This is a genomic window from Devosia lacusdianchii (assembly GCF_022429625.1).
GTDB lineage: Bacteria > Pseudomonadota > Alphaproteobacteria > Rhizobiales > Devosiaceae > Devosia > Devosia lacusdianchii.
Genome location: NZ_CP092483.1, coordinates 1,754,204 through 1,780,457, shown reverse-complemented (window position 1 = coordinate 1,780,457; position 26,254 = coordinate 1,754,204). Strand labels below are relative to the sequence as shown.

21 protein-coding genes are annotated in these 26,254 nt (G+C 63.5%); 5 read left to right on the top strand and 16 right to left on the bottom strand.

Features of this window, described 5'->3' with window-relative positions; genetic code table 11:
* Positions 1 to 307 precede the first annotated feature (307 nt).
* The gene (locus MF606_RS08500; RefSeq protein ID WP_240233367.1) at positions 308 to 1,729 is read left to right on the top strand and encodes a TIGR03808 family TAT-translocated repetitive protein; all 1,422 of its coding nucleotides are present in this window, start codon (positions 308 to 310) and stop codon (positions 1,727 to 1,729) included.
* Positions 1,730 to 1,773: 44 nt separating this feature from the next.
* Here MF606_RS08500 and surE read toward each other — a convergent pair whose 3' ends face one another.
* The 11 genes from surE to MF606_RS08445 form a co-directional block, all read right to left on the bottom strand.
* Complete coding sequence (surE, locus tag MF606_RS08495; protein WP_240233366.1) at positions 1,774 to 2,544, bottom strand: 5'/3'-nucleotidase SurE; 771 nt, start codon at positions 2,542 to 2,544, stop codon at positions 1,774 to 1,776.
* A complete protein-coding gene (gene serS / locus MF606_RS08490; protein ID WP_240233365.1) occupies positions 2,544 to 3,872 on the bottom strand; it encodes a serine--tRNA ligase in 1,329 nt (442 codons plus the stop codon). Before serS ends, surE begins: the two co-directional genes overlap by 1 nt.
* Before the next feature lie 118 nt (positions 3,873 to 3,990).
* Entirely contained in the window at positions 3,991 to 4,809 is an 819-nt protein-coding gene (gene tatC, locus MF606_RS08485; RefSeq protein ID WP_240233364.1) for a twin-arginine translocase subunit TatC, read from the bottom strand.
* Between the two features lie 3 nt (positions 4,810 to 4,812).
* Positions 4,813 to 5,523, bottom strand: coding sequence for a Sec-independent protein translocase protein TatB (gene tatB, locus MF606_RS08480; protein ID WP_240233363.1), 711 nt, complete (start codon positions 5,521 to 5,523; stop codon positions 4,813 to 4,815).
* A gap of 45 nt (positions 5,524 to 5,568) precedes the next feature.
* Positions 5,569 to 5,778 (bottom strand): twin-arginine translocase TatA/TatE family subunit, encoded by a 210-nt coding sequence (tatA, locus tag MF606_RS08475; protein WP_240233362.1) that lies wholly within the window; start codon positions 5,776 to 5,778, stop codon positions 5,569 to 5,571.
* A 58-nt stretch (positions 5,779 to 5,836) separates the two neighbouring features.
* Entirely contained in the window at positions 5,837 to 6,925 is a 1,089-nt protein-coding gene (locus tag MF606_RS08470; protein WP_240233361.1) for an ABC transporter ATP-binding protein, read from the bottom strand.
* On the bottom strand, positions 6,925 to 7,581 hold the full coding sequence (scpB, locus tag MF606_RS08465; protein ID WP_240233360.1) for an SMC-Scp complex subunit ScpB: 657 nt from the start codon (positions 7,579 to 7,581) through the stop codon (positions 6,925 to 6,927). The genes MF606_RS08470 and scpB overlap by 1 nt, the downstream gene beginning before the upstream one ends.
* Positions 7,578 to 8,366: a segregation and condensation protein A gene (locus tag MF606_RS08460; RefSeq protein WP_240233359.1), complete on the bottom strand. Its 789-nt coding sequence runs from the start codon at positions 8,364 to 8,366 to the stop codon at positions 7,578 to 7,580. The genes scpB and MF606_RS08460 overlap by 4 nt, the downstream gene beginning before the upstream one ends.
* Positions 8,367 to 8,486: 120 nt before the next feature.
* Positions 8,487 to 10,700, bottom strand: coding sequence for an SPOR domain-containing protein (locus MF606_RS08455; RefSeq protein WP_240233358.1), 2,214 nt, complete (start codon positions 10,698 to 10,700; stop codon positions 8,487 to 8,489).
* Between the two features lie 71 nt (positions 10,701 to 10,771).
* Positions 10,772 to 12,517 carry an arginine--tRNA ligase gene (gene argS, locus MF606_RS08450; RefSeq protein WP_240233357.1) on the bottom strand — a complete coding sequence of 582 codons (1,746 nt, stop codon included), beginning with the start codon at positions 12,515 to 12,517 and terminating at the stop codon, positions 10,772 to 10,774.
* 30 nt (positions 12,518 to 12,547) lie between these two features.
* Positions 12,548 to 13,741 carry a deoxyguanosinetriphosphate triphosphohydrolase gene (locus tag MF606_RS08445; protein ID WP_240233356.1) on the bottom strand — a complete coding sequence of 398 codons (1,194 nt, stop codon included), beginning with the start codon at positions 13,739 to 13,741 and terminating at the stop codon, positions 12,548 to 12,550.
* 87 nt (positions 13,742 to 13,828) lie between these two features.
* Between MF606_RS08445 and MF606_RS08440 the strand changes: the two genes are divergently transcribed.
* The 3 genes from MF606_RS08440 to xth all read left to right on the top strand — a co-directional run bounded on the left by MF606_RS08440 (position 13,829) and on the right by xth (position 16,202).
* Entirely contained in the window at positions 13,829 to 14,179 is a 351-nt protein-coding gene (locus tag MF606_RS08440; protein WP_240233355.1) for a HesB/IscA family protein, read from the top strand.
* A 73-nt stretch (positions 14,180 to 14,252) separates the two neighbouring features.
* Positions 14,253 to 15,368, top strand: a complete 1,116-nt coding sequence (locus MF606_RS08435; RefSeq protein WP_240233354.1) for a serine hydrolase domain-containing protein — start codon at positions 14,253 to 14,255, stop codon at positions 15,366 to 15,368.
* Positions 15,369 to 15,422: 54 nt separating this feature from the next.
* Positions 15,423 to 16,202: an exodeoxyribonuclease III gene (xth, locus tag MF606_RS08430; protein ID WP_240233353.1), complete on the top strand. Its 780-nt coding sequence runs from the start codon at positions 15,423 to 15,425 to the stop codon at positions 16,200 to 16,202.
* Positions 16,203 to 16,204: 2 nt separating this feature from the next.
* On the opposite strand, the gene MF606_RS08425 is transcribed toward xth, so the two are convergent.
* The gene (locus tag MF606_RS08425; RefSeq protein WP_240233352.1) at positions 16,205 to 17,014 is read right to left on the bottom strand and encodes a tetratricopeptide repeat protein; all 810 of its coding nucleotides are present in this window, start codon (positions 17,012 to 17,014) and stop codon (positions 16,205 to 16,207) included.
* 677 nt (positions 17,015 to 17,691) lie between these two features.
* Between MF606_RS08425 and MF606_RS08420 the strand changes: the two genes are divergently transcribed.
* On the top strand, positions 17,692 to 19,542 hold the full coding sequence (locus MF606_RS08420) for an ABC transporter ATP-binding protein (RefSeq protein WP_240233351.1): 1,851 nt from the start codon (positions 17,692 to 17,694) through the stop codon (positions 19,540 to 19,542).
* A gap of 168 nt (positions 19,543 to 19,710) precedes the next feature.
* Here the strand turns inward: MF606_RS08420 and MF606_RS08415 are convergent, their stop codons facing one another.
* The 4 genes from MF606_RS08415 to MF606_RS08395 all read right to left on the bottom strand — a co-directional run bounded on the left by MF606_RS08415 (position 19,711) and on the right by MF606_RS08395 (position 26,144).
* The gene (locus MF606_RS08415; RefSeq protein ID WP_240233350.1) at positions 19,711 to 20,721 is read right to left on the bottom strand and encodes a CorA family divalent cation transporter; all 1,011 of its coding nucleotides are present in this window, start codon (positions 20,719 to 20,721) and stop codon (positions 19,711 to 19,713) included.
* 171 nt (positions 20,722 to 20,892) lie between these two features.
* A complete protein-coding gene (locus MF606_RS08410; protein ID WP_240233349.1) occupies positions 20,893 to 23,721 on the bottom strand; it encodes a valine--tRNA ligase in 2,829 nt (942 codons plus the stop codon).
* Between the two features lie 134 nt (positions 23,722 to 23,855).
* Positions 23,856 to 24,584 (bottom strand): DUF2497 domain-containing protein, encoded by a 729-nt coding sequence (locus MF606_RS21615; protein ID WP_275693137.1) that lies wholly within the window; start codon positions 24,582 to 24,584, stop codon positions 23,856 to 23,858.
* A gap of 195 nt (positions 24,585 to 24,779) precedes the next feature.
* Positions 24,780 to 26,144 carry a TolC family outer membrane protein gene (locus MF606_RS08395; protein WP_240233348.1) on the bottom strand — a complete coding sequence of 455 codons (1,365 nt, stop codon included), beginning with the start codon at positions 26,142 to 26,144 and terminating at the stop codon, positions 24,780 to 24,782.
* Between the last annotated feature and the right edge of the window lie 110 nt (positions 26,145 to 26,254).

Sequence of the window (26,254 nt, the reverse complement as noted above, 5' to 3'; positions counted from 1 at the left end):
GAACACCCGGAAAGGGCAACGGCTGCGGCGACCAGGCCAGCCATTGCGACGGCACCTTTGGGCGCCCGGCGGGATACGCGGATACTCATCAGCTCACTCGTACGCAGGTACTCAACACGAGTTTGAGACTAAGCGGGTAAGGTAAAGACGAGTTTAAAGTCGATGCGATTTGAGCAAAAACCTGCGAGCGGGATTCTGGATTGGGTAAGGTTAAGGGGCCCGACCAGAATTTCTGCTCCTTATCCCCGTCCTTCTGAGCGGGCTTAGTGTCAGCGCGTTTTCAAGCCCTGACATTAAGGACCATGGGATGGCAATTTATCAAAAGAGCCTAGACGACACGCTTGTTGCTATCAACGCTGCCAGTTCTCCCGGTACGGGATGGTCGCTCGCAGCCAACCTCCAAGCCGTGCTCAATGCGGCCCGCACGGCCAACATGCCGCTATTCCTCCGAGCCGGCACGTATAGCACCGGCGCTCTCGACGTAACCGCAGCGACCGGCGGCGGCAAGCCGCTGGAGCTGATTGCTGAACCCGGCACTGTGACCATCTCTCTGTCCGGCTCGGCGCTGCATCTGTTGCAGGTCGACGGCGTTGCCGACGTCACCATCCGCGGCATCATTTTCAATGGCAACAACCAGGCCTTGACCGGGTCGGGCACGCGCGGCCTCGTCCGGTTCATCAATGCCGGCGCGAGCAACTTCTCAATTGAGAACAGCGCCGTTCTCAATTCGACCGCGGCCGGTATCGTCGCGGAGGGGGGCTCAAAGGGTCGAATCGCCAACAATCGCGTCAGCGCCTCGGTCACCGGAATCTTCGCCAACGACAGCGTCGTCGACATTGAAGGAAACCACCTCTCGACGCTAGGCGACAACGGCATCGCCGTGTGGACCAGTTCCATCGCCGCCAACGGGTCGATCGTGCGCAACAACACCATCGACAACGTCAACAATGCCTCAGGCGGCACTGGCCAATATGGCAATGCCATTCTGGTATTCCGCGCGGGCAACGTCAAAGTTGCCGAGAACACCATCTCCAACGTGCGCTACTCGGCCATCCGCCTCAACGCGACGTCGAACACGACAGTCGTCAACAACTACTGCAAAACCAGCCGAGAAGTCGCGATCTTCGTGGAGGCGCCGACGTCGGGCTTGAACACCAATGGCTGCGTTATCGCCGACAACGTGATCGATGGTGCAGGTTGCGGCATCTCCATCGCCAATGCGGGCCTCTACAGTGACGGCATTACCAGCCTCACCGTGGTCAGCGGCAACATCGTGCGCAACATCACGAAGAATGCCATCCCGGATCCGGGCTATACACCACCGACCACCACTGGCGGCGGCATCGGCGTCGAGCACTCGACCAACGTGACTGGAAACCTGATCACGGCCACGCAAGGCGCCGCCATCACCTTGGGCACCAATGATGCGGCGATCAACCTTGCGGCTGTCGGCAACACGATCGTGTCCTGCCCGATGGGTATCGGCTACTCGGCCGATGGTTCGGCGCGTTCGCTGCTGATCAGCTCCAACCTGGTTCGCGGTTTCCGCAACATCACCAATATCGCCGACCCGCTTTATCCGGTCTCGGGCGCTATCGTGTCACTGAGCTTCAATGGCACCACCTATGACCGCGATACCAATGGCGCGTCCGCCAATACCGACTATGGCATTTCGAGCCAAACCAGCGTTGGCAACCTAACGGTGGGCATGAACCGCGCCAACGTCTAGGCAAATCCGCTACGGCCAGCTTCTGGCCGTAGCCTCCCCCGGGGCTAGTCGAGCGAGAGCTTGCCTTCGAGTCGCCGGATCGTCGTCATGTCCGACTGCTGCAACAGCATCGGCGTCACCGTCACATAGCCATCGCGGCGTAGGACTTCGAAGTCGGCGGCGCGGTCCAGTGGCAGCGGGGTTTCGGGGATGGCGACGAAGAACTTGCCGGCATTGTCGCTCGGATAGTGGCGGAATGGCGAGCGTGAGAAGCGCTGGTGCGGCACGACCGAAATGCCCTTGGTCTGGGCCGGGTCGCAGAACGGGAAATTGACGTTGTAATAGTGCTCGCGTCCGTCAGCTGCGGCAATGATGGTGCGCGCTGCCGCCAGACCGTGATGACGGGCATTAGCCCAGTCGACCTCGCGGCCATTCTCGTAGTTGACCGCCTGGCTCATGGCGATGCCGATGGCGCCCTGCAGGGCCCCTTCCCGGGCGCCGGCGGCCGTGCCCGAGCAATTGATGATGTCACCCAGATTCTGGCCGGCATTGACGCCGGAGAGAACGACATCGGCCGGGCGATCACCCAGCAGATGCGTCATGCCCGCCACCACACAGTCGGCGGGCGAGCCGCCGACGATCGCAAACGTGCGGGCGGTGCGCTGCTCGATGGAGAGTTCGTGGCCCAGGGTGAAACGGTGCCCTGCACCGGATTGATTGCCATCGGGCGCGACGATCCAGACGTCGTCGCTCAGCGCGTGCGCAATCTCGGCCATGATGGCGATGCCGGGCGCATCCACACCATCGTCATTGGTGATGAGGATGCGCAACGCCATCAGCGGCCGCCGATCGACTTGATGCCGCCCATGTAAGGCTGGAGCGCTTCCGGCACGAGGACGGAACCGTCTTCCTGCTGATAGTTTTCCATCACCGCGATGAGGCAGCGGCCCACTGCTGTGCCGGAGCCGTTGAGCGTGTGAACGAAGCGCGGCGCCTGCTTTTCGCCAGCGGGACGGTAGCGCGCGTCCATGCGGCGGGCCTGAAAATCGCCGCAGACCGAGACGGAAGAGATCTCGCGATAGGTGTCCTGGCCGGGGAGCCAAACTTCGAGATCGTAGGTCTTCTTGGCGCCGAAGCCGATGTCGCCAGTGCACAGGTTCATGACCCGATAGTGGAGGCCGAGTCGCTGCAGCACGGTTTCGGCGCAGGCCAGCATACGCTCATGCTCGTCAACCGAGGTTTCGGGCGTGGTGATGGAGACCATCTCCACCTTGTTGAACTGGTGCTGGCGCAACATGCCGCGCGTGTCGCGGCCGGCCGAGCCGGCTTCGGAGCGGAAGCACGGCGTGAGCGCGGTGAGGCGCATCGGCAGTTCTTCCTCGGCCACAATGGATTCGCGGACGAAGTTGGTGAGCGGCACTTCTGCCGTGGGGATCAGCGCCAGACGGCCTTCACCATGCGGCGTGAAGAACAGGTCTTCCTCGAATTTCGGCAGTTGGTTGGTGCCGAACAGAGCGTCGTCCTTCACCAGCAGCGGCGGCTGGACCTCGGTATAGCCGTGCTCGTTGGTGTGCAGGTCCAGCATAAACTGGCCCAGAGCACGTTCGAGGCGGGCGACCTGCCCCTTGAGCACGACGAAGCGGCTGCCGGAGAGTTTGGCGGCGACTTCGAAATCCATCTGGCCCATGCCTTCACCGATCTCGTAGTGCTCCTTGGGAGCAAAGCTGAGAACGGGTTTTGGCGCGCGGACCTTGGCGGCGATTTCGGCAGTGCCGTTGCGGCCGAAATACTCGACATTGCCGGTTTCGTCGGTGCCGTCGGGCACATCCTCGAAGACCAGGTTGGGGATGACCGAGAGCGCATTGCGCAGCTCGAGTTCGATGGCCCGCTCGTCGGCTTCGCCCTGGGGGATGGATTCCTTGAGACGAGCGACCTCGGCCATCAATTCCTGGGCCTTGGCCTCGTCCTTCTGGGCCTTGGCCTGGCCGATCTGCTTAGAGAGCGCGTTGCGCTTCTCCTGCGCCTCGTTCAGCCGAACGATGATGTCGCGACGGCGATCGTCGATAGCCAGGAGATCAGAGGAGCGGATGGAGACCCCCTTGCGCCGCGAAACGGCGGCATCGAAGGCTTCTGCGTTGGCTCTGATCCACTTGATATCGAACATCGGTGCTACGGGTCGCTGCCCGCCTCTCTGGTTGGCACAGGCTGGTCACTCCGCTCATGGTGAGCCTGTCGAACCATGAGGGCGGCATGGCCGGCCCTCGATGAATCGAGAAACCGGCCTATTCGGACGATGAGCTGGAGAGTCCCGCTTCCTGAGCAGCCAGGGCTGCGGCGCGGCGACGCTCGACCATCCGGACGGAAATGATCGAGAGTTCGTAGAGCAGGTACATGGGCACGGCAAGACCGATCTGGGAGATCGGATCAGGCGGCGTGATGAAAGCGGCAAAGATCAGGATGCCGACAATCGCGTAGCGGCGACCCTTCTTGAGAATATCGACATGCACCAGGTCAATCTGCGCCAGCAATGTCAGGATGACGGGGAGCTGGAAGCAGATGCCGAAGGCCAGGATCAGCAGCATGGCGAGGCCAAGATACTCGCTGACGCTGGTAAGCATCTTGATGTCTTCTGTCTGCATTCCCGCGAAGAAGTGCAGCGCCATGGGCAGGACGACGAAGTAGACCAGCGCCGCGCCGGCAACAAAGAAGATTGGCGTGGCAATCAGATAAGGAATGAACGCCTTGCGCTCGTGCTTGTAGAGGCCGGGTGCCACGAACATGTAGATCTGGCTGGCGATGACGGGGAAGCCGAGGAAGATGGCGCCGAACAGCGCAACGTTCAGGTAGGTGAAGAACAGTTCCTGCGGCGCCGTGTAGATCAGCTCCGCGCCGGGCACGGCATTGAGATAAGGCACCAACAGCGCGTCATAGATATTGCGCGCGAAGATGAAGCAGATCGCCATAAGCACCACGATGGCCACGGCCGAGTAGATCAGCCGCTTGCGCAGCTCGACCAGATGCTCGAGCAATGGCGCTTCGCTGCCGGCGAGTTCATCGACGGTCTCTTTGCTCTTGTCTTCGATTTGCTTTGCGTCGGCCATGTCTTACTTGCTTTCGGCGTTCGCGGTGGTCTTCTGGCGTGGCTTGCGGGCGCGCGGCGTCTTGGTGGCCGGCGAGTCAGCAGGCTCGGTGGGCAGCGCCGGCACAGGTTTGGCGGCCACGACCTTGGGTGTGCGGGGTTTCCTCGCAGTCTTGGCGATGGGCTGGGTTTCCGCCGGCGCGGGCACGGCTTCGATCGCGGGCAAATCAGTGGTGATAACCGGGCGGGTCGGGGCGGCCTTGGCCTTTACCGGAGCCTTGACGGCCTTCGTGGCGGCGGCAGGCGCAGTTGCCTTGGAGGCGGTTGGCGCTGGCCCCGCGGGCTTGAAGCCGGCCTCAGCTGCGACCTGATCGGCGGTCTTTGCGGGCGCCATCCCAGCGGCGGCCTTGATCTCGTCGACCACGCTTTCGGCCTTGGGATCAGCCGGCTTGATGATGCCGCTGGGCTTGGCGCCGCTCGGCGTCATCGTGTTGAACTCGCGCCGAATTTCGTCGCTGGTCTTCTTCAGCGGCGCGGTGATCGAGTTGCGGAGGTTCCGAACTTCATCGAGGCCGGTGGTCTTGTTGATCTCGCGCTGGAACTCGCTGCCCATGCGCCTGATCTGGCCGGCAATCTTGCCAATGCGGTTCATCACCACCGGCAAGTCCTTCGGGCCTATGACGATCAGCGCAACCACGCCGATCACCAGCATTTCTGTCCAGCCCAAGCCGAGCATAGTACCTATTCCTTCAAAGCAACGGCGCGGCCGGGAAAGGCGTCGTCAGACGTCTTTCTTCTCGGGTTCGCGAGCGTCGACATCGGAAGTGGTCGCGACGCGCTCAACCGGCTTTTCGTCGTCCTTCATGCCCCGCTGGAAGGCTTTGATACCAGAGGCGACTTCGCCCATCATGCCCGAAATCTTGCCGCGGCCGAACAGCAGGATGACAACGACGGCGACAACGAGAATGCCCCAAATTCCTGGCGCGTGCATTTTAGTCTCCCTAGGATTGCAGAACGCGTTACACGCGAAATGTAGGTCAGAAATAGGTTCAATCGCACCCAAACACAAGAACGTGTTCCGGGTTGAGGGTCACGAACACATCGTGACCCACCGCAATCGCCGCGTTTGATGGCTGACGAATGCCGATGGGTGTCTCCACGCCGTCGATCTTCACCTCGCATATGTCGATGCCGATGGCGTCCCGCTTGCTGATGACGCGTCCTGCCGTCCCGGGCCCGCTAGCACTGACATTGGCGCCACCGGCCGGCCGGATGGCAATGACCACCTTCGTCCCGTTCGCCAGACCGGGTGTCGCCACCTGGCCTAACGGGGTGGAGGCATGGCCGGATGTCACGGTGGAGCTGATCTCGCTTAGTGGCGAGAAGAAGCGGGCAGCACTGAGATCGACGGGCTGGCGGTAGATTTCAGCGGCCGTGCCGATCTGGGCGATGCGGCCGTGGCGCAGCAGGGCGACACGATCGCCGAGGACCATGGCTTCCTCGGGATCGTGCGTGACAATGAGGCTGGTCACGTTGGTCTCTCGCAGCACGGCCAGCGTCTCCTCGCGCACGGTTTCGCGCAGGCGGGCATCGAGGCTTGAGAACGGTTCGTCCAGCAGCAACACGCCGGGACGCGGGGCTACGCTGCGTGCGAGCGCGAGGCGCTGTTGCTGGCCGCCGGACAACATGTGCGGATAGTCCGCCTCGCGTCCGGCCAGACCGACGCGGCGCAGGGCCGCCTGGGCCTGGCCCATGGCGGCGGCGCGGCCGAGCGGCTTGAGGCCAAACAGGACGTTCTGCAGCACGGTCAGATGCGGAAACAGGGCAAAATCCTGAAACATCAGACCGATCCCACGGCGATCTGGCGGGACCGTCCGAATCGGCAGAGACACCACTTCGCCATTGATGCGAACGGTGCCGCCATGAACCGGCTGGATGCCGGCGGCAACGCGCAAGGCGGTGGATTTGCCGGAGCCGGACTCGCCCAGGAGGCAAACGATCTCGCCGGGCCGCAGGGCGAGGCTGAAGCGGTCGAGCACCACCCTGCCCCCAAGGCGGACATCGACCTCCTCGAACTCAAGCGTTGCGGCGAAGCTGACGCCCGTCGTGCCGCGCGCTCCCCAAAGGTCTTCGGTCATCAGGTGTCTTCGTCCATGCCGCTGATATCGTCGGGGTCCAGCGGGTCCTCGTCATCGCGGAGCGCGCCGTCGAAAGGCAGCGGTATCTGCATGTTGGGCTGCAGGCGGCCGGAGAGCAGACCGGCGCCCTTGAGTTCCTCAAGGCCTGGCAGATCGCCCAGCGCCTCAAGCCCGAAGTGATCGAGGAAGGCTTCCGTCGTTGCGTAGGTGACCGGACGGCCCGGGGTGCGGCGACGGCCGCGCATGCGGACCCAGCCGGCTTCCATCAGCAGATCGATGGTGCCTTTGCCGGTGGCAACGCCCCGGACTTCCTCGATTTCGGCGCGGGTGGCGGGCTGGTGGTAGGCGATGATCGAGAGGGTTTCGAGGGCCGCGCGGGAAAGCGGGCGAGTTTCCTGCTCCTCGCGGCGCAGCAGGAAACCGAGGTCTTCGGCGGTGCGGAAGGCCCATTTGTCGGCGCGGCGAACCAGGTTGACGCCATGGCCAGCGTAGCGGGCCTGGAGGGTCAGGAGCAGTCGACCAATGTCGGCGCCCTCCCCCAGATACGGCGACAGGCTCCTCTCATCCAGAGGCTCCCTGGACGCGAAGAGCAGCGCTTCGAGCACGCGGATGTTGCGCTCTGTCACTTCGCTGCTGTCATCGTCAAACCCGCTCACTGGCGGTCTGCCTTGTGGCGGCGCACCAGCAAGGGACCAAAGGTCTCGGTCTGGCGGATGTCGATCTTGCCCTGACGAACGAGTTCAAGGCTCGACGCGAAGGTGGAGGCGCGAACGGTGGCACGCTCAGCAGGGGTCGCCAGATACTCGGACAGATAGGTGTCCATCGGTATCCAGTCGAAACTATCACCGATCAGGCGCTGGAGGATATCTCGCGCGTCCTGCAGCGACCAAACCGTGCGCTGGGCCGGGCTATAGTCGGTGTGGTTGCCGCGTTCGCGCTGGGCAGAATAGGCCTTGAGCAGATCGTAGAGGGTGGCCTCCCAGATACTCTTGCGGGCAATTTCGATCGGCTCGGGCATGCCACGGTCGTAAATCTGAAAACCAAGCCGGGGCCGGTTCATGAGCTGCCCAGCGGCCCGACGCATGGCTTCGAGCCGCTTCAGGCGGAATTGCAGCATGGCGGCGAGCATTTCGCCTGACGGTTCATCATCGGATGGCGCCTGCGGCACCATCAGGCGGCTCTTGAGATAAGCCAGCCAGGCCGCCATCACCAGGTAATCGGCGGCAACCTCGATACGCTTCTCGCGCACCGTCTCGATGAACCTCAGGTACTGCTCGGCGAGCGCCAGGATGGATATGGCGGCGAGATCGACCTTCTGGCGGCGTGCCAGATCGAGGAGCAGGTCGAGCGGCCCCTCATAGCCGTCGACATCGACAAGCATGACGTCGTCGGCCGCCGGTGGGGCCGGCGTATCAAACCAGTCGGTCTGGGCAGTCGTCATGGGTTCAGCGCCGCGCTGCGGAGATTTCGCCCCATCCTTGGCCGCTCGTTCGGGCAGCGTCAAGCTTGGCGCGGCAGCGCAAAGTCGATGTGCACCGGTCCTTTACGAACCGGTGCTGCGTTACATGGTGAAGCAGTCGCCGCCAGCGGCCTTGACGTTGGTGCACATGGTATTGGCTTCCTGCATCGAGCCGGCCGGCACGCGAACGCGGTAGTAGATGCCCTTAGCGCCGAGGTCGACGCGCTGCACTTCCATGTTGGCGCCGCCAAACAGGGGGCCAAAGCGCGACACCATGGCGCTGGCAGTCGCCCGCGCCTCCGCCTCGCTACGCTGGGAAGCGAGCTGGACATAGGCCGGCGCGTTGTTGGGCAATGCATCAACTTCAGTCGCGCCGGCGGGAACCGCAGCGGGCTGCGCTGCCGGCTGCTGCAACTCGGCGGAAACAGGCGCGGCAGCGGCGGGGCTGGGCTCGACCAAAGCATTGACGGGCGAGGCTGCGGCGGGAGCAATCGCCTGCTGGGCGAAGGTCGTCGGGCGCAGACGCGGCACGACGGCGGTCTTGCCAGCGATCGGATTACCGGACGTATCGAATGCCGGGACCGTCGAGCCCGGTTGCACGGGCGTGACGGCCGGCTCTGGGGTCACCGACGCAACGGGGGCCGGCACGGGCGTCGGCTCAACAGCGGCAACGAGTTCGGGGCTGGCCGTCTCGGCACCCGGAACGGCGGGCACGACCGGGCGATCAACCGGCAGGATCGCGTTGCCGGCAACGCTCTCATCGCCACTCACGATGGTGCCATCGGGACGGACGGTGACCGTGCGGACCTTGCGATTTGCCAGGCCCTCTTCGCTAAGGTCGGGCGTGGCGACCTGAGTCACTTCGTTGACGTCAGCTTGATCCCGCGAGACGAGCTGCTCTTCGGCACCGGGTACAACGCCGTCCATCTCGTTGAAAACAACGGACTGCTGGGCCGCGGCGGCTTCGGGCTGTGCGGCTGGAGTTTCCTTGACCGGCGTAGCATCGGCGGTGAGCAGCGGCGCCGGGCCGCTGTCGCGACCAAGGCCAAGAACCCAATAGAGGCCAAAACCGGCCGCCAGCAACAGAACGACCGCAACGAGCGGACCAGCCAGCGCCCGGGTCATACCGAGAGTACGCGGTGCGCGCTGCGGGCGCTTCTGGGGGAATGGCTCGGGCTCGGAGACCTCGGGGGCTTCTACCCAGCCCACCTGAGCGCCGGAGGCCTGCGCCGCCGCGAAGATGGCTTCGTCGGCAGCGGACAGAGCGTGCGGTGACGACTGGGCCGGCGCAACTGGCGTGGCGGGCGCAATGGGTGTGGCCAGGCTGCGAAGCGCCGGGCTTGGCGCCGGCCTTTCGGCAGCAACGGGCTTTTCGGCGTCAGCGGGCCTATCGAACTCGACCCTCATGGCACGACCGATGAGGCTCTCGATCTCGTCAATCGGATCAAGGCCAAGCGCGTCGCTCGCCGGAGCCTCGGGGGCAGCAGGCGCGATAACTGGATTGGACGCGGCCTGGGGGAACACCGGGGTCGCTTGCGGTCGAGCCGTCTGAGTTGGCTGGGCGATCGCTGGAGAAACGGGCGCGGAATTCGGCTGCGCCACTGGCTCGCTCGCGGGCGTCGGGCCTGGCGTCGTGCCGAGACCGAATACGGGCGGAACCTTGAAGCGGTCCTGATCGGAGCGCTGGGTGGGCTGGAGGCTGATCGTGCGCAACGCCGGACGCGGCTGACGTTCACCGCCGCCAAGATTGGTCGCGACACTGGTCGGCGTCCAGCCGGCGGTGTGGACCGGCGCCGGGCGCGGCTCTGGCGTCACGACAGGTTCATCCGCCGGCGGCATATCAGAGCTTGATGTGGGCTCGGACGAGAGCTCGGCAGCAATCAGATCGGCTATGCTGTCGTGATCGGCCTTGGCGGCCGGCTCTGGCGAGGCAGGAGCAGACGGCGCGGGGGTCGACGAGACGATAGGTGCAGCCGGCCGTTCGACTTCGCGCTTGGGCTCGGACAGACCGAAGTCAAAATTGAAGGGCTCGGGCTCAGTTGGCTCAGGCGTGTTCTGCTTGAGCTCGAGCGCGATGGCGGTGGGCTCAGGCTTGGCGGCCGCCGGAGGAGCCGACGCACGAGACGTATCGACGTTGACGTTCGGAACGGCGGCCTTGTCGGGCTCACCACCAGGGATGCGGACAGAAAAAGCAGGAACGGCCGGCTGTGCCGGGCGTTCACCTTGCGCGTCCTGCGCCATCAATTTTGCCAGCTCGGCGATCAGATCGTCTGCGGCGTCGGATTGTCCGGCCATTGGCTGCGGTTTCGCTGTCATGAAGCAGCGCCCTCTCTGCACGGCGCCCAATTGGGCAATTTGCCGCGAGTCAACACAGTATTACGCCCGAATTATGAAAGCTCCTCCGGGGCGGAGACGCCCAGAATTCCGAGGCCATTGACGATGACCTGACGGACGGCATCGACCAGGGCGAGTCGAGCCAATGTCAGCTTTGGATCGTCAGCATTAACAAACCGTAACGACGGATCAACCCCACCCTTGGCCCAGAAGCTATGGAAGGCCGCAGCGAGCTCGTGCACGTAGAAGGCAATGCGGTGCGGTTCGTGGGCCACAGCGGCTGCCGTAACGGTCCGCGGCCAAGCGGCGAGAACGCGTACTAGGTCAAGTTCGGCTGGCGTCACGATGCGTTCGATGTCAGCTGCCGCAAGCGCGGCAGGCGAGAAATCCAGGGCCGGCAGGTCGCGAGCGGCGGTCTTGAAGATCGAATGGGCCCGAGCATGGGCATACTGGACGTAGAAGACCGGGTTGTCCTTGGTCTGCTCCTTGACCAGGGCAAAGTCGAAATCCATCGCCGCGTCATTGCGCCGGTACATGAGCATGAAGCGGGTGGCGTCAGCGCCGACTTCCTCGACCACGTCGGCCAGGGTGACCAGGTCGCCGGAGCGCTTGCTCATCTTGAACGGCTCGCCGTTCTTGAGCAGCCGCACGAGCTGGCAAATCCGCACATCCATATCGGCGGCATTGAGCGAGACCGCCTTGGTGGCTGCCTGCAAACGCTTGACGTAGCCCGAGTGGTCGGCGCCCAGCACGTTGATCATGTGCTTGAAGCCGCGCAAGAACTTGTTGCGGTGATAAGCAATATCCGCGGCAAAGTAAGTATAAGAGCCGTTGGACTTGATCAGCGGGCGATCGATGTCGTCACCGTAATCGGTGGCGCGGAACAGGGTCTGCTCGCGGTCTTCCCATTCTTCCGGGGCCTTACCCTTTGGCGGCTCCAACCGGCCTTCATAGACCATGCCCTCCTGGCGCAGCCAGGCAAGCGTTAGCTCGATATCGCCCCCCTGCCCGTGCAACTGGCGCTCCGAGAAGAACACGTCATGATGGATGCCGAGCTGGGCCAGGTCGGTCTTGATCAGATCAAGCATGGCGGCAAGCACGCGCTCTTTTACCAGCGCGGTTACTTCGGCCTCCGGCTTGGACAGCAGGCTATCGCCGAACTCGGCCTTCAGCGCCTGCCCGACCGGGATCAGGTAATCGCCAGGATAGAAGCCCGATGGTATCTCGATGGTTTCGCCGAGGGCCTCGCGGTAGCGCAGGAAGGTGGAGCGCGCGAGGGTGTCGATCTGGCTGCCGGCGTCGTTGATGTAGTATTCGCGCGTCACGTCGTAACCGGAATAGGCCATGAGCGAGGCCAGCGTGTCGCCGAAGACGGCGCCGCGGGTGTGGCCCACATGCATGGGGCCAGTCGGATTGGCCGAGACATACTCGATGTTGACGGCTTCGCCACCGCCGAGGGTTGAGCGGCCGTAATCGGCGCCCTGCGCGGCGATGGAGCGCAGCACCTGATGCCAGATCGGCGTGGCGAGGCGGAAGTTGATGAAGCCGGGGCCGGCTATCTCGACGCTGACGACATCAGTGTCGTGTTTGAAATGCTCGACGAGGGCAGCCGCAACCTCGCGCGGGTTTTTGCCGAGCGGCTTGGCCACGACCATGGCGGCATTGGTCGAGAGGTCACCATGAGCGGCATCTCGCGGCGGCTCGACCACGATGCGGGCGATAAGATCGGCGCCGGCTTCGGGGAACAGAACCTGCATCGCATTGGCGACGCGCGCGGAAAAAAGGGCAAAAACGTCCATGATGTACTCGGGGTCGTGAATTGGGCCCGACTAAAGGAATTCCGGGCGAGCGTCAAACAGGCGGGCATACTGGTCGAGGGCATAGGGGTCGGTCATGCCGGCGATGAAGTCAGCAATAATGCGGGCCAGGTGCTGGTCGTCCACGGCTGCGGCGGCTGCAATACCCCATCGGCCGGGCAGATCGCGGGTAACGAGGAAGCGCGCGAAGAGCTCGGTGACTACCTGTTCGCTCTGGCGCACCGGCACCATGACGGCCTCGTGGCGATAGACGCGCTCGAAGAGGAAGGCCTTAAGGCCACGCTCACCATCGGCCGTGGCCTGCGAAAAGGCGACCAGGGTTCGGCCGGCATTGCGGACATCTTCGGCCGAAGTGACTCCCGAGGCGGTGATATTGGCCCCGGTCGTGGCGATGACGTCCTCGATGGTGCGGGTAATCAGGCGGCGCTGGACCTCGTGCGCCTGCCGTTTGGGCGTGACCTCGGGGTAGAGCTGCAGCACCTCGCGTACGATGGGACCGGCCAGGGGGACATCGGCCAGATCGCTGAGGACGATGAGGCCGGCGCGCAGGGCGTCGTCGATATCGTGGGCGTTGTACGCGACGTCGTCGGCGATCGCGGCCGTCTGGGCCTCAAGCGAGGCGTGGCTGGAGAGGCGCAGATCGGCGACGGCAGGAACGTCGTCGAGGCCGGATGGCAGGCCCTCATGCACATAGCGACCGTAGGGCGTGCCGTCGGCGTTGGTCAGGGGGCCGTTGTGCTTGAGGATGCCCTCGAGGGTTTCCCAGGTCAGGTTGAGGCCGTCATGCTCGGCATAGCGGTTTTCAAGGCGAGTCACGACGCGCATGGCCTGGATGTTGTGATCGAAGCCGCCGAAGGGTTCCATGCAGCGATGCAGGGCGCGCTCGCCGGCGTGGCCGAACGGGGTGTGGCCAAGATCGTGCGAGAGGGCGACGGCTTCGGCGAGGTCTTCATCCAGCCGCAGGGCACGGGCCATGGAGCGGGCCATCTGGCTGACTTCGAGGGTGTGGGTCAGGCGATTGCGAAAGTGGTTGCCGTCGTGCTGCAGGAAGACCTGGGTCTTGTGTTGTAGCCGACGGAAGGCGGTAGAGTGGATGATGCGGTCGCGATCGCGCTGGAACTGGTTGCGCGTCGGGCTGGGGCCGGTGCCGTGGAGACGACCGAGCGACAGCTCAGGCTTGCTGGCATAGAGGGCGGTATCGCTCATCGGTGATGACAAGACCCTTTTCATTTCGGGCGAGAGTTACTATTTTAGCCTGACCGTTATGACATTACGAAACGGCTTGGATTGCAGATGACCGATACCGCGCTCGCCCCCACCGAAGTTGTGCTAACCGACCGTGCGGCCAAACGCGTGTCGCGTATCCTGTCCAAGGAGCCCGATGGGACGGTCCTGCGTATTTCGGTAGCGGGCGGTGGTTGCTCCGGATTTCAGTATGAATACAATCTCGTACAGGAAAAGCCGGCTAGCGACGATATCGTTTTGCAGAAGGGCGATGCGGTGGTGCTGATCGATTCCATGAGCCTCGAATTCATGGGTGGGTCAGAGATAGACTTCGTCGACGACCTGATCGGCCAGGCGTTCCAGATTCGCAACCCGAACGCCGTGGCGTCCTGCGGCTGCGGCACGAGCTTCGCCGTCTAATCCCGGACGACACCCTAAACCTGACAGCGGCATAAAGCCGGGCTAAGCTCCTCCGCCAACGGGAGGAATCGTCATGGATATGGAACGGAAGCTCGATGCGGTGGTCAGGTCGGCTATCGAGGGTAACCGTATCGTGGGAGCGGTGCTGATCGTCCGCAAGGATGGCGAACTGCTGTATGAGAAGGCCCACGGGCTTGCCGATCGCGAGGCCAGACGACCGATGGCTATCGACGCGATCTTCCGGTTATCTTCGCTGACCAAGCCGATCGTGGCGGCGACCATACTGGCGCTGGTAGATGCCGGAGAATTGCGGCTCGATGACCCGGTGACGGCCTATCTGCCGGACTTCCGGCCCCAGCTGCCTGAGGGCAGCACGCCCGCGATCACGATCCATCATCTGCTGACCCACACGTCGGGCCTTGGCAGCGGCCCGATCGTCACCGATGCGGAGCGCGCGGCCAAGATCAATCGCTGGCATCTGGGCGATGAGACGATCATCGCACGGCTGGCCGGGCTGCAATTGCTGTTCGCGCCGGGAAGCAGCTGGTCTTATGGCCCTTCAACGGATGTGCTTGGCCATATCGCGGGCCGGCTGGTGGGGGGATCGCTTGACGACGCCATGCGCCGCTACGTCACCGGGCCGCTGGCCATGAACGACACCGGCTTCCGGGTACCGGATGCTGGCCGGTTGGCCGCGGCCTACGCGGATGGCGAGCGTGGACCCGTGCTGATGGGCGATCCGCATAGCGTGCCCAACCCATTTGGCGGCATCACCACGTTCGATCCCGGTCGCATTTTTGATGACAAGGCGTTCCAATCCGGCGGTGGTGGCGCTGCGGGAACCGGCGCGGACTATATGCGGCTGCTCGAAGCCTTGCGGACGGGCGGTGGCGCTATCCTGCGGCCGGAGACGGTGCGGACGGGATTGAGCAACCAGACGCCGCAGCTGGCGCAGGCACAGGGGCCCGGATGGCAGTTCAGCTATTTTGGCGCCTGGCTTGACGATCCCACCATCGCGCAGTCGCCAGCGGCGCGGGGCACCAACCGCTGGGGCGGCATCTATGGCCACAACTGGTTCATTGACCAGGCGAATGGGCTCTCGCTTGTCTCGATGAGCAATACCGGGCTCGAAGGGTCAGATGGCCCGTACAAAGATGACGTGCGTAACGCTGTTTACGCCGGGCTCTGATGGTTGCCCCCTGCCCCTTCGGCGCGTAGGTTTCGCCGACTTCGGAGAAAGCCCATGCGGATCGCGACCTGGAACATCAACGGCATCAAGGCCCGCCTCGAACTGCTGCTGCGGTGGCTGGAGGAGGAAAAGCCCGACATCGTCGTGCTGCAGGAGATCAAGACAGTCGACGAGGGATTCCCGCGGCTGGAAATCGAGGCGCTCGGCTACAATGTTGAAACGCACGGGCAAAAGAGCTGGAACGGCGTCGCCATCCTCTCGCTGCTGCCGTTCGACGAGATCACGCGCGGGCTGCCCGGAGATGACAGCGACGAGCAGGCCAGACTGATCGAAGGCGTGTTTTCGGTCGAGGGCGGCGCCATCCGCGTCTGCGGCATTTACCTGCCGAACGGCAACCCGGTCGACACCGAGAAGTTTCCTTACAAGCTGGCCTGGATGCGCCGGCTGGAGGCGTTCGTCGAGGGGCGATTGGCGCTCGAGGAACCATTCGTGCTGCTCGGTGACTTCAATATCATCCCCGCTCCCATCGATGCACACGATCCGGACGCGTGGTGGGGTGACGCGCTGTTTCGTCCTGAAAGCCAGGAACGCTGGCGCACCCTGACCAACCTTGGGCTGACCGACGCCTTGCGCGCCACGACCTCGGAGGCCGCTTACACATTCTGGGATTTTCAGGCGGGCGCGTGGCGGCGCAATGCCGGCATTCGCATCGATCACCTGATGCTGTCACCCCAGGCGGCCGATCGGCTGGACGGGGTGACCGTGCACAAGGATGTGCGTGGCTGGGATAAGCCAAGCGATCACGTGCCGGTAGAAGGTCAGTTCAGGTTCTAGGATCAGAACCCGGCGAACTGCGGCGCGATGCTCTGCGCCAGAGCTGAAGCTTCGGCCTGATCCTGGGGCGTTGCGCCGACAAGGGCGTTGTTGAGCATCTCATCAACCCAAGCGGCGTCGGCGGTCGCGGCGCAGCGCTGATGGGCAATCGTCAGCCACATAAGGCCTTCGACCGGTTGCGCCTCAATGCCCTCGACGCCATTGAACAGCAACTGGCCGAGCTGCGCCTGCGCCGGGCAATGGCCCTTGCGCGCAGCCAGGGAGAACCAGCGCGCGCTTTGCAGCGGGTTCACGCCCATTTCTTCTTCCTGCATGTAGAGCAGGCCAACGCGATACTGCGCATCGGCATCGCCGAAATAGGTGGCCGCGTGCAGCAGCAGCGCGTGCGAGCGCTGAGCATCGGCGGGAATGCCGGCATCAGGCACGCCCTGCTTGTAATAGTCCCCGACCTTGACGAACGAGCGCGCCACGATATCGGCCTCGACGCCCTTGGGCGCTGCGTCGGCATGCTGATTGGCGATCTGGGCGAAGTAGCCGAAGGCCTTGGCCGGGTCGCGGGCAACGCCCTCGCCGTTCTCGTACATGGTGCCGAGCTGCCACATGGCCATAGGCTGGCCGGCATCGGCTGCATTCTCAAGCGCCGCGAGCAGGTCGCCGCTGGACACGCCACCGCCTGCCCCGTCGAGCATGTTGGCCATGTTCAGCGCCGCGTCTGCCGCGGTCTGTGCGTGCACGGGCAATATCGTGGCCGCGAGGGCCATGAAGGCTGCCGTCGTCACGGAAATCAGGGAATGGTCCCTAATGGTCCGCATCGTACTCCTTTTGCCCGCGAGGTGGCGGGCGAACATCGACACATGAGCCCGGTAACCCGGGCCCTGGGAGGACGCGCCAGCGATAGCGGCTGCATCCCGTCTTGCTTGCCAGCTTCCACCACAAATCTTGTGGACGAAAGCCGACGTTAAGAACTCGGTAAACTTCGTTTGTGACCGCATTGAAGCCGAACCCATCACAACAATGCGCTCGCTATCGAGAGGTGCGCGCCGTCGTCTATCGGCCTAGCCGCATTCTGAATGGTCACGTCGAAGCCTCACCTTTCAACCAGGCCCGCCCTAGCAAATCCCCGCGCAACGGCGGCAATCGGCATGGTTGGTCCATGGCCAGGCAGTAAGGGTGGAAAACGCGCGGGCGAACGGACAACGCCGTATCGGCCCACAGGCCATCCGCCCCCAGATGCCTATGCCTTCTCGTTTAGGGTGAGATTGTGGCGACAAACATCGCCAAATGGTTGCTGCACGGGCCAGCCAAATTGATTCACGACCGCTGTTGCGGAATCGTCACAGAACGGAGGCTGAGGGGCGTTCCAAGGGGGCGGCGGGTTGTGTGACGCAAGTCGCATCCGCATATTGCAGGACACCGATAACGAAGGAGCCTGCAATGAAAACCGTGTCCCAGACGAAAGGAGCTATTCTTCAACAGGACATGACAGTTCATGCACTCTCGAAAATCGAGCACGGGGCCGCGCCAAGACGCCAGCCGTAGCCACTTTCTCTCCAAACTTCTTTCCAGCCTGACCAGCCGCGGGGGCACTGATCCCGCGCGCGCTGCTTCACGCTTCCGCAAATTCATCGACTACTACCGGCCCTACAAGGGGCTGCTGCTGGCCGATCTTGCGTGTGCTGTCCTTGTGGCCGCCACCGCGATCGCGCTGCCGCTTTGCGCCAGCTACATCACCACACGCCTGCCCGACCTGGCCGCCGCCGACAATGGCATGATGCAGATCCTGGCCGTGGGTGGGATCATGCTTGGCGTGTTCCTAGTGCAGTCCCTTGCCACCTACTTCGTCGACTATCAGGGCCATGTCATGGGCGCACGGATCGAGGCCGACGTGCGCCGGGGGTTGTTCGAGCACTGCCAGAAGCTATCTTTCAGTTTCTATGACCGCCAACGAACCGGCCAGTTGATGAGCCGGATCAGCAACGACTCGCTGTGGCTGGGCGAGCTGTTCCACCACGGGCCGGAAGACATCGCGATCAGCGTGCTGAAATTCGGCGGCGCCATGGTGGTGCTTGCGATCCTCGACCCGGTTCTGGCGGGGCTGATAGCCCTGCTGGTGCCCTTTGCCGTGATCTATGCGCGGCATTTCAACCGGCACATGAATGTGGCGCTCAAGAGCAGCAAGGAACGCATCGCCTCGGTAAACGAGCGGGTGGAAGACGCGTTGGCCGGCGTGCGGGTCGTGCAGTCCTTCGCCAATGAGGCGATGGAGCTGCGCCGTTTCGAGGTGGAGAACCAACGCTTCTTCCAGAGCCGCGCGGCCGGCTATCGCAGCGAGGCCCTGCTCTGGGTCGGCATGGACGGTTTCGCGCAACTGGTGACCATCATGGTCATCGTCGCTGGCGCCCTGCGTATCCTCAGCGGTGCCCTGACCGTCGAGGAAATGCTGACCTTCCTGCTCTGTGTGGGCGTGCTGGTCGATCCGGTGCGGCGGCTGGATAACTTCATCCGGCTTTGGCAGGAGGGCTATACCGGCTTCGTACGGGCCATGGAGCTGCTGGAAGAACAGCCCGACATCGTCGACCGGCCCGGCGCAGTCGCCCTTGGCGACGTTGCCGGACGTGTCAGGTTTCAGGATGTGGGCTTCCGCTACGAAGAGGACGGCCCGCATGTGCTGCATCGGCTGACGCTCGATGTGCGTCCAGGCGAGTTCGTGGCGCTGGTCGGCCCGTCCGGCGTAGGCAAGAGCACGCTCTGTGCGCTCATTCCGCGTTTTTATGACGTGGACGAAGGCGCTATCACTATCGACGGGCATGATGTGCGCAATGTGACCTTGGCCTCGCTGCGCCGCAGCGTTGGGGTGGTGCAGCAGGATGTGTATCTGTTCAGCGGCACGGTGGCGGAGAACCTGCGCTATGGCTGCCCGGAAGCATCGGACGCCGAGATCGTGGCGGCGGCGAAAGCGGCTAACGCACACGAGTTCATCAGCGCCCTGCCCCAAGGCTATGACACCGACATCGGCCAGCGCGGAGTGAAGCTTTCCGGTGGGCAGAAGCAACGGCTCACGATCGCCCGGGCCTTTCTCAAGGACCCTGCCATCCTGATCTTCGATGAGGCGACCAGCGCGCTCGACAACGAGAGCGAGCGGGCGGTGCAGCAAGCGTTGCTTGATCTGACCAAGGGACGAACGACTATTGTCATCGCCCATCGGCTGTCGACAGTGCGGAAAGCGGACCGGATACTGGTGCTCACGGCAGACGGCATTGCCGAAGAGGGCTCGCACGACGTGCTGATGGCGGCGGAAGGGCTCTATGCTGGTTTGCACAAAGTGCAGGCGAGTATCTAGCAAGGAGGAAAGGTAGGAAGGGACGCGGTGCCCCTCCACAGCTCGTCACCCTCGGGCCTGACCCCAGGGCTCTACACTTGCCGCACGGTCAGCAAGTGAAGGACTCTTGCGGCAAGCCCGAGGGTGACGATCGAGTTTTCAGAGAGTTGGGAGGAAATTCCTCGGGCCCTACAGCCAGCGCTGACCGCGCATCCACCAGACGATACCCAGCGCCATGACGAAGAGGCCCGCGCAGACGGCCCAGAAGGCGTGCGGGTTATCGGAAAACGGAATGCCGGCAACGTTCATACCCAGGGCGCCGGTGAGCAGCGTGAGCGGCATGAACACGACTGTCACAGCGGCCAGAACCAGCATGGTGCGGTTCATCTGTTCGGCGCGGGCATCGATGATCTGTTCGTGCACCAGCACGGCACGCTCGGAGAGGGCCTGCAGCTCATCGCCGATGCGTGCCGACCGCGCCGACGCCTCGCGCAGCCGCAGCCGGTCGCGGGCAGTGAAATGGGAGAGGTCTTCGATTTCGAGCGTGTTGAGCACGTCCCGCTGCGGCCAGACCAGGCGGCGGAAGCCGATGAGGTTGCGGCGCAATTCGGCGAGGCGATTGTTGTTCTTGATGCTTTTCTGAACGATCAGCGCCTCTTCGATGTCGTCGAGGCGATCACCGAGCATTTCCACGAGCGGCTCCAGCCTGTCGGCGGCGCGCAGGCCGAGGCGGGCGACCAGGTCAGCCGGGCTAACGGGCGCGTGGTGGGAGGCTACCCATTTGTTGAGGCCGAGGAAATCGAGGATATTGAGCTCGGAGGCGATGATGACGCGCCCCTTTTCGATCCACAGCGTCAGCAATTGGCGGCCGATATCGTGCGGTTCAGCGCCCGGGCGCGCCACCCGCATCACCACCATGGCACGGTCCTCGATAACCGTGCAGCGCGAGCGGGTGCTCGGGACCGTCAACAGATCGGCGTTGAACTCACCCAGTTCCTGCTTGAGCCAAACCTTGAATTCAGGAGCTTTGGAGTTGCCGCAAACCAGCTTGAAGCCGCGCACCGGCACTTTGGGTTCATCGGCCGTCGGCTCATGACGGACAACGCCGCCCTTGCCGTCGAAGACCAGGACCGCGCCAACACCGACCATGCCATTGGCGACATGTCGGGCGGGCGGTTCGCGCGGGATCGTGTCGTCCATCGGGTATCGAGCCTTTCAGTCGACACCCTCCCCCTAAGGGGAGGGATCAGGGTGGGGGTGGGTTGACCCCGATATCGGGCTCTGGTCACCCCCTCCCAGCCTCCCCCATCAAGGGGGATGTGCCGTCCAGTGGTGATGGCCGGCTTGTGCCACTACCCTATGGGTGGGCTGTCAGCTCAAACGCTTCAGCGCTTCGGTGATGTGATGACGCCGTTCGATGGCAGCTTCACGACGAGCCTTTTGTTCTTCGATCACCTCTTCGGGCGCCTTGGCGACAAATTGCTCGTTGCCGAGCTTCTTGTCGATCTGGGTGACCTCGCCATCGAGCTTGGTCACTTCCTTTTCGAGGCGCAACTTTTCGGCTGATATGTCGATGAAGCCTGCCAGCGGCAGGGCCCAGGTGGCCTCGCCGACGACGAACTGGGCGGACTCGCCAGGGACGGTCGATTGCGGCGAGATTTCTTCGAGGCGCGCCAGACGGGTAATCAACGAGGTGCCCGCGACGAGGCGGCGCAGGGTTTCGTCCCCTGCGCCGACGACCACCAGCGGCAGCTTGGCGCTCGCGGGCACATTCATCTCTGATCGAACCGAGCGGACATTTGTGATGACATCAATCAGCCAGGTCAGTTCGGCATCGGCGGATGGGTCCTCGAGGCCCGCTAGATCCGGCCAATCGGTGAGGATCAGCATGTTGGATCTCGCCGGACCGAACTTGCCAGTCTCCGCCCACAGCTCTTCGGTGACGAAGGGCATGAAGGGGTGGAGGATGGTCAGGATCTGGTCGAGCGCCCAGGCCGCAGTGGCGCGGGTTTCGGCCTTGGCAGCTTCATCCTCGCCCATGAAAACCGGCTTGGCGAATTCGACGTACCAGTCGCAGAAGGTGCCCCAGACGAAGTCATAGGCGGAATTGGCGGCTTCGTTGAACTTGTAATCGGCAATGCCCTGGGTAACGGCGGCAGCGCCGCGCGCGGTGGCGCCAACGATCCAGCGATTGAGCGGCAGCTTGTTAGCCTTGGGATCGTAGCCCTCGACGCGGCGGCACTCGTTCATTTCAAGGAAGCGGGCGGCGTTCCAGATCTTGGTGACGAAGTTGCGGTAGCCCTCGACGCGCTGCAGCGACAGCTTGAGATCGCGGCCCTGTGCGGCCATAGCGGCGAGGGTGAAGCGGGTGGCGTCGGCACCGTACTGGTCGATGAGTTCCAGCGGGTCGATGACGTTGCCCTTGGTCTTGCTCATCTTCTGGCCCTTTTCGTCGCGGACCAGCGCGTGCATGTAGACCGTGTGGAACGGCTCTTCATCCAGGAACTCAAGACCCATCATCATCATCCTGGCGACCCAGAAGAAAATGATGTCGAAGCCCGTGACGAGAACGTCAGTTGGATAGTAGCGGCGCAGCTCGGCGGTGTCGTCCGGCCAGCCCAGGGTGGAGAAGGGCCAGAGGGCGGAGGAAAACCAGGTGTCGAGCACGTCTTCGTCGCGCCGCAGCAGCGACGAGGCCACCGGCTGCTTCAGGAAGTCGTCAAAGTCCTCAACCGTTTGGAATGGTCCACCATTTCCGGCCGTTTTGCGGTAGTGATCGACAGCCATCTGGAAGGCTTCGGCTTCACTGGAAGCTACGAAGGCCTCATTGTCCGGGCCATACCAGGCCGGAATCTGATGGCCCCACCAGAGCTGGCGCGAGATGCACCAGGGTTTTATGTTCTCCAGCCAGGCGAAATAGGTGTTCTCGTACTGCTGGGGCACGAACTTGGTGCGGCCCTCGCGGACCGCAGCCATGGCCGGTTGGGCCAGCACGTCGGCCTTGACCCACCACTGGTCAGTAAGGAAGGGCTCGATGACGACGAGCTTGGACTTCTCGTCATGCGGGACCATGATCTTCTTGTCCTCGATATGATCGAGGCCACGGGTCGGCTCGGCTTCGGCCAGCGCGGCCAGGTCGGCGACGATCGCCTTGCGCGCGACGAAGCGATCGAGGCCCCAAAAGCGCTCAGGAATATTCTCGTCTGCGCGGATGGAACCGTTGGTCGTGAAAACGTTGATCTGGTCGAGATTGTTGCGAACGCCGACTTCGAAGTCGTTGAAGTCGTGCGCCGGAGTGATCTTGACCGCACCGGTCCCCAGAATGGGGTCGGCGTACTCGTCGGCAACGATCGGAATACGGCGGCCGACCAGCGGCAGGTCGACGAACTTGCCCACCAGCGGCGCGTAGCGCTCATCGGTCGGATGCACGGCAATGCCGCTATCGCCGAGCATGGTTTCGGGCCGGGTGGTCGCGACGATGATATAGTCGCGTGTCTCCCACTCGGTGGGCTTACCCTCTTCGTCATGGGCAATCGGGAACTGGTAGGTCACACCATCGGCCAGCGGATAGCGCAGGTGCCACATGTGACCCTTGATCTCGATGTTCTCGACTTCGAGATCGGAAATGGCGGTTTCGAGGCCCGGATGCCAGTTGACGAGGCGCTTGGCACGGTAGATCAGGCCGCGCTTGTGCAGTTCGACGAAAACCTTGGTGACGGCGCGGACCATCTGGTCGTCGGCGGCGCCATTGTCGCCCATGGTGAAGCGCTCGCGGGAGAAGTCAGCCGAAGCGCCGAGGCGCTTGAGCTGGTTCATGATGGTGCCGCCGCTCTCGGCCTTCCATTCCCAGACACGCTCGACGAACTTCTCGCGGCCCATTTCACGACGGCCGGGCTGCTGCCGCTCCATCAGCTGGCGCTCGACGATCATCTGGGTGGCGATGCCGGCATGATCGGTGCCCGGCTGCCAGAGGACGTCCTTACGGAGCATGCGATTGAAACGCACCAGGATGTCCTGGATCGTGTTGTTCAGCGCGTGGCCAATATGAAGCGAGCCGGTAACGTTGGGCGGCGGAATGACGATGGTGAAGGTCTCGGCGCCATCTGGGGCCCCTGCCCCCGCGGCAAAGGCATCGGCCTTCAGCCAGTCGCGATAGACGCGATCTTCGACGGCGCCGGGCTCGTAGGACTTTTCAAGCATAACGTCACTCACAACAGCAGCGACCCGCCAAGACGGGCTGCTCGTTGGAGAAGCACCTGGCGGGTCGAACAATAGGTTTGGCAGACTTCAAGCAAATGCGCGGCGCAGGGTCAACAGCGGCGCGGCGGGAATGGTCAGTCGCCGCGCGAAATGCGGGCGATTTCCTTTTCCACCATGCGCTCGACGACGGATGGCAAGTTTTCGTCCAGCCATTCCTTGAGCATCGGGCGCAGCATGTCGCGCATTAGCGACTCGATGGTAGCGCCGGAATTGCCCATGCCCAGGCCATTGAGCTTGGTGATCGAGCTGCGCACGGCGGCCTGCGTCGCCGGTTCTAGAAGCTGATCGGCAATGTCGCTCGACAAAGTCGGGTCCGGCATAGGCGCGGCCTGGGCAATCGAAGGCTGCGGGCGCGGCGCCACGCGGGCGGGCTCGGGTTGCGGCGTTGACTCGGGTGCCTGCACGCGCATCGGCGGCGGGTCGAAGGCTGGCAGACCGTCCTCAATCTCCTCAACGGCGAAGCTGATATCTTCGGGTTCGACGAGCTGGGCACTGATGGCAGCCGGTTCTTCCTCGATCGCCGTATCGGCCAGGATCGAGTCGAAGCTGAAGCCGCCGACGTCATCGTCCGGAGCCTCTTCGCTGACGATCTGGGCCGGAGACAGGGCCAAAGGCTCGATATCGTCGAGCATGTCGCTCAGATCGCGGTCGAGAGGACGGGCGGGCGTCGCCTGCATCGGTGGCGGCGCTGCCTGGATGGTCGGGCGACGCGGAACCCCTGCGGCATCGTCATCGGCAATGATCTGCCGAATGGACGACAGGATTTCGTCCATCGAGGGTTCTTTGGGTGCCGGCTTGTTCATCGATGCCTCTTACTCATGCGCGCTCGAACCTGGCACGAGGCCCCCGCTATGCGGCCACCCCCTGATTCGTAGTCACCACCATAAACCGGCACGCCGCAATTAGGAATCACCGAGGTCAAGCCGCAAGGGGTCTTCCACTAAAAGTTGTGGCCGGGCATTGCCCGGCCACAAAGGATGGAATTCGCCCTGTTGAGCTTACTCGGCAACCGTGCGCAGCTCCTGCCACACGTCTTCGACTGCCTGCGTGTAGCGGACTGCCGACTTGACCTCGACAGCGAGACCCAGATCGGTCGCGGTGAGGTGGCCGGTAGCGGCCAGCAACGAGAAGGTCGCGATGACCTTATTGGTGGAAGCGTTGATGAGACCTTCGCGCGCCGTCGTCAGCTCGGCCTGGGCGTTGAGCACATCGAGCGTCGTGCGGGTACCGAGGTCACGTTCCTGAATGACGCCGTCGAGCACTTCACGGCCGGCAGCAACAGCGGCATTGGCAGCGGAAATCTGCGCGTCGGCGCTCTGGATACCGGCCCAGGCCGAAATCACGGCCTCCCGGATCTGGTCATAGGACGACATCGCCGTCACTTCGGACTTGATCTGCTCGATATTGGCCTTGCGGACCCCGGCACCAATGGCACCGCCAGCGTAGATCGGCACGGTAATCTGGAAGCCGACGCTGCCGCTGATACCGTCCTGCGGGCCGCCGGACGGACCAGTCCAGCGCGTACCCAGCGAACCGGTGACCGACGCCTTGGGGCCAAACGCGGCCTGGGCTGCATCGCTGCCCGCCTGAGCGGCGCGGATAGCGGCCTTGGACATGAGAATGGCGGGGTGGCCAACTTCGGCCTCAGCAATCGCGGCCTGCAGATTGCTCGGGATGAGGCGGCTGTAATTATGCGACGAGTCGAGATTCTGTGGCGCGACGCCGACATAGCGCTGGAACGTCGCCTGACTGATCTCGACGCTGCTGAGCGAGGCACGATAGGTCGCGTCCCCCTGGGCGAGGCGAGCCTCGGCCTGCGCAACATCGATGCGGGTGCCTTCGCCAACGTCGAGCCGATCGCGCGCCGACTGCAGCTGTGCCTGGAAGAAGTTCACGTTTTCCTGGCGCAGGGCGACGAGTTGCCGGTCCCTAAGTACGGACATGTAAGCCTGCACGACCGAAAGCAGCACATTCTGCTCAGTGTTGCGTATCTGGTATTCGGCCGCCTCGGCGCCAGCGCGCGCGGACTCGATCTGAGCGTCGGTCTGGAAGTTGTCGTAGATGGTCTGATTGTAGGACAGCCCGGTGGTCAGCGACGTGCCGTCGCCGATAGCGCCGTTCTGCAGCTGCCAGTTGTAGCTGCCGCCCAACGTAGCGCCGATCGTCGGTCGCTTACCCGATTCAGCAAGGGCGATATTTTCGGCCGCGACCTTGGCACTCAACAGAGCCGCCTGCAGGTCCGGTGCGTAGTCATAGGCCCTCGTCAAAGCCTGCGTGATGGACTGCGCTTGCGCACCGCCGATCGCAAACGCTGCCACACTCAAGGCCAGCACACTTGCGACCAATTTCCTGCGAAAACTCATGGCCCGCCTCCAGTCCCCAGAATAGTACGCGCCGCACATGGGGTACACAACCTGCGAGCGCAATCCCAACCAAGCCCGATGCGCGATTAATCTTGTTGCGTGCCCGGCAC

Coding starts and splice junctions, on each gene's coding strand:
- MF606_RS08445 (WP_240233356.1), bottom strand. CDS start 13,741: ATGAGCGATACCGCCCTCTATGCCAGCAAGCCTGAGCTGTCGCTCGGT.
- MF606_RS08435 (WP_240233354.1), top strand. CDS start 14,253: ATGGATATGGAACGGAAGCTCGATGCGGTGGTCAGGTCGGCTATCGAG.
- MF606_RS08425 (WP_240233352.1), bottom strand. CDS start 17,014: ATGCGGACCATTAGGGACCATTCCCTGATTTCCGTGACGACGGCAGCC.
- surE (WP_240233366.1), bottom strand. CDS start 2,544: ATGGCGTTGCGCATCCTCATCACCAATGACGATGGTGTGGATGCGCCC.
- MF606_RS08410 (WP_240233349.1), bottom strand. CDS start 23,721: ATGCTTGAAAAGTCCTACGAGCCCGGCGCCGTCGAAGATCGCGTCTAT.
- serS (WP_240233365.1), bottom strand. CDS start 3,872: ATGTTCGATATCAAGTGGATCAGAGCCAACGCAGAAGCCTTCGATGCC.
- MF606_RS08420 (WP_240233351.1), top strand. CDS start 17,692: ATGCACTCTCGAAAATCGAGCACGGGGCCGCGCCAAGACGCCAGCCGT.
- MF606_RS08455 (WP_240233358.1), bottom strand. CDS start 10,700: ATGACAGCGAAACCGCAGCCAATGGCCGGACAATCCGACGCCGCAGAC.
- MF606_RS08460 (WP_240233359.1), bottom strand. CDS start 8,366: ATGACGACTGCCCAGACCGACTGGTTTGATACGCCGGCCCCACCGGCG.
- MF606_RS08415 (WP_240233350.1), bottom strand. CDS start 20,721: ATGGACGACACGATCCCGCGCGAACCGCCCGCCCGACATGTCGCCAAT.
- MF606_RS08395 (WP_240233348.1), bottom strand. CDS start 26,144: ATGAGTTTTCGCAGGAAATTGGTCGCAAGTGTGCTGGCCTTGAGTGTG.
- xth (WP_240233353.1), top strand. CDS start 15,423: ATGCGGATCGCGACCTGGAACATCAACGGCATCAAGGCCCGCCTCGAA.
- tatC (WP_240233364.1), bottom strand. CDS start 4,809: ATGGCCGACGCAAAGCAAATCGAAGACAAGAGCAAAGAGACCGTCGAT.
- MF606_RS08500 (WP_240233367.1), top strand. CDS start 308: ATGGCAATTTATCAAAAGAGCCTAGACGACACGCTTGTTGCTATCAAC.
- MF606_RS21615 (WP_275693137.1), bottom strand. CDS start 24,584: ATGAACAAGCCGGCACCCAAAGAACCCTCGATGGACGAAATCCTGTCG.
- MF606_RS08470 (WP_240233361.1), bottom strand. CDS start 6,925: ATGACCGAAGACCTTTGGGGAGCGCGCGGCACGACGGGCGTCAGCTTC.
- argS (WP_240233357.1), bottom strand. CDS start 12,517: ATGGACGTTTTTGCCCTTTTTTCCGCGCGCGTCGCCAATGCGATGCAG.
- MF606_RS08440 (WP_240233355.1), top strand. CDS start 13,829: ATGACCGATACCGCGCTCGCCCCCACCGAAGTTGTGCTAACCGACCGT.
- tatA (WP_240233362.1), bottom strand. CDS start 5,778: ATGCACGCGCCAGGAATTTGGGGCATTCTCGTTGTCGCCGTCGTTGTC.
- tatB (WP_240233363.1), bottom strand. CDS start 5,523: ATGCTCGGCTTGGGCTGGACAGAAATGCTGGTGATCGGCGTGGTTGCG.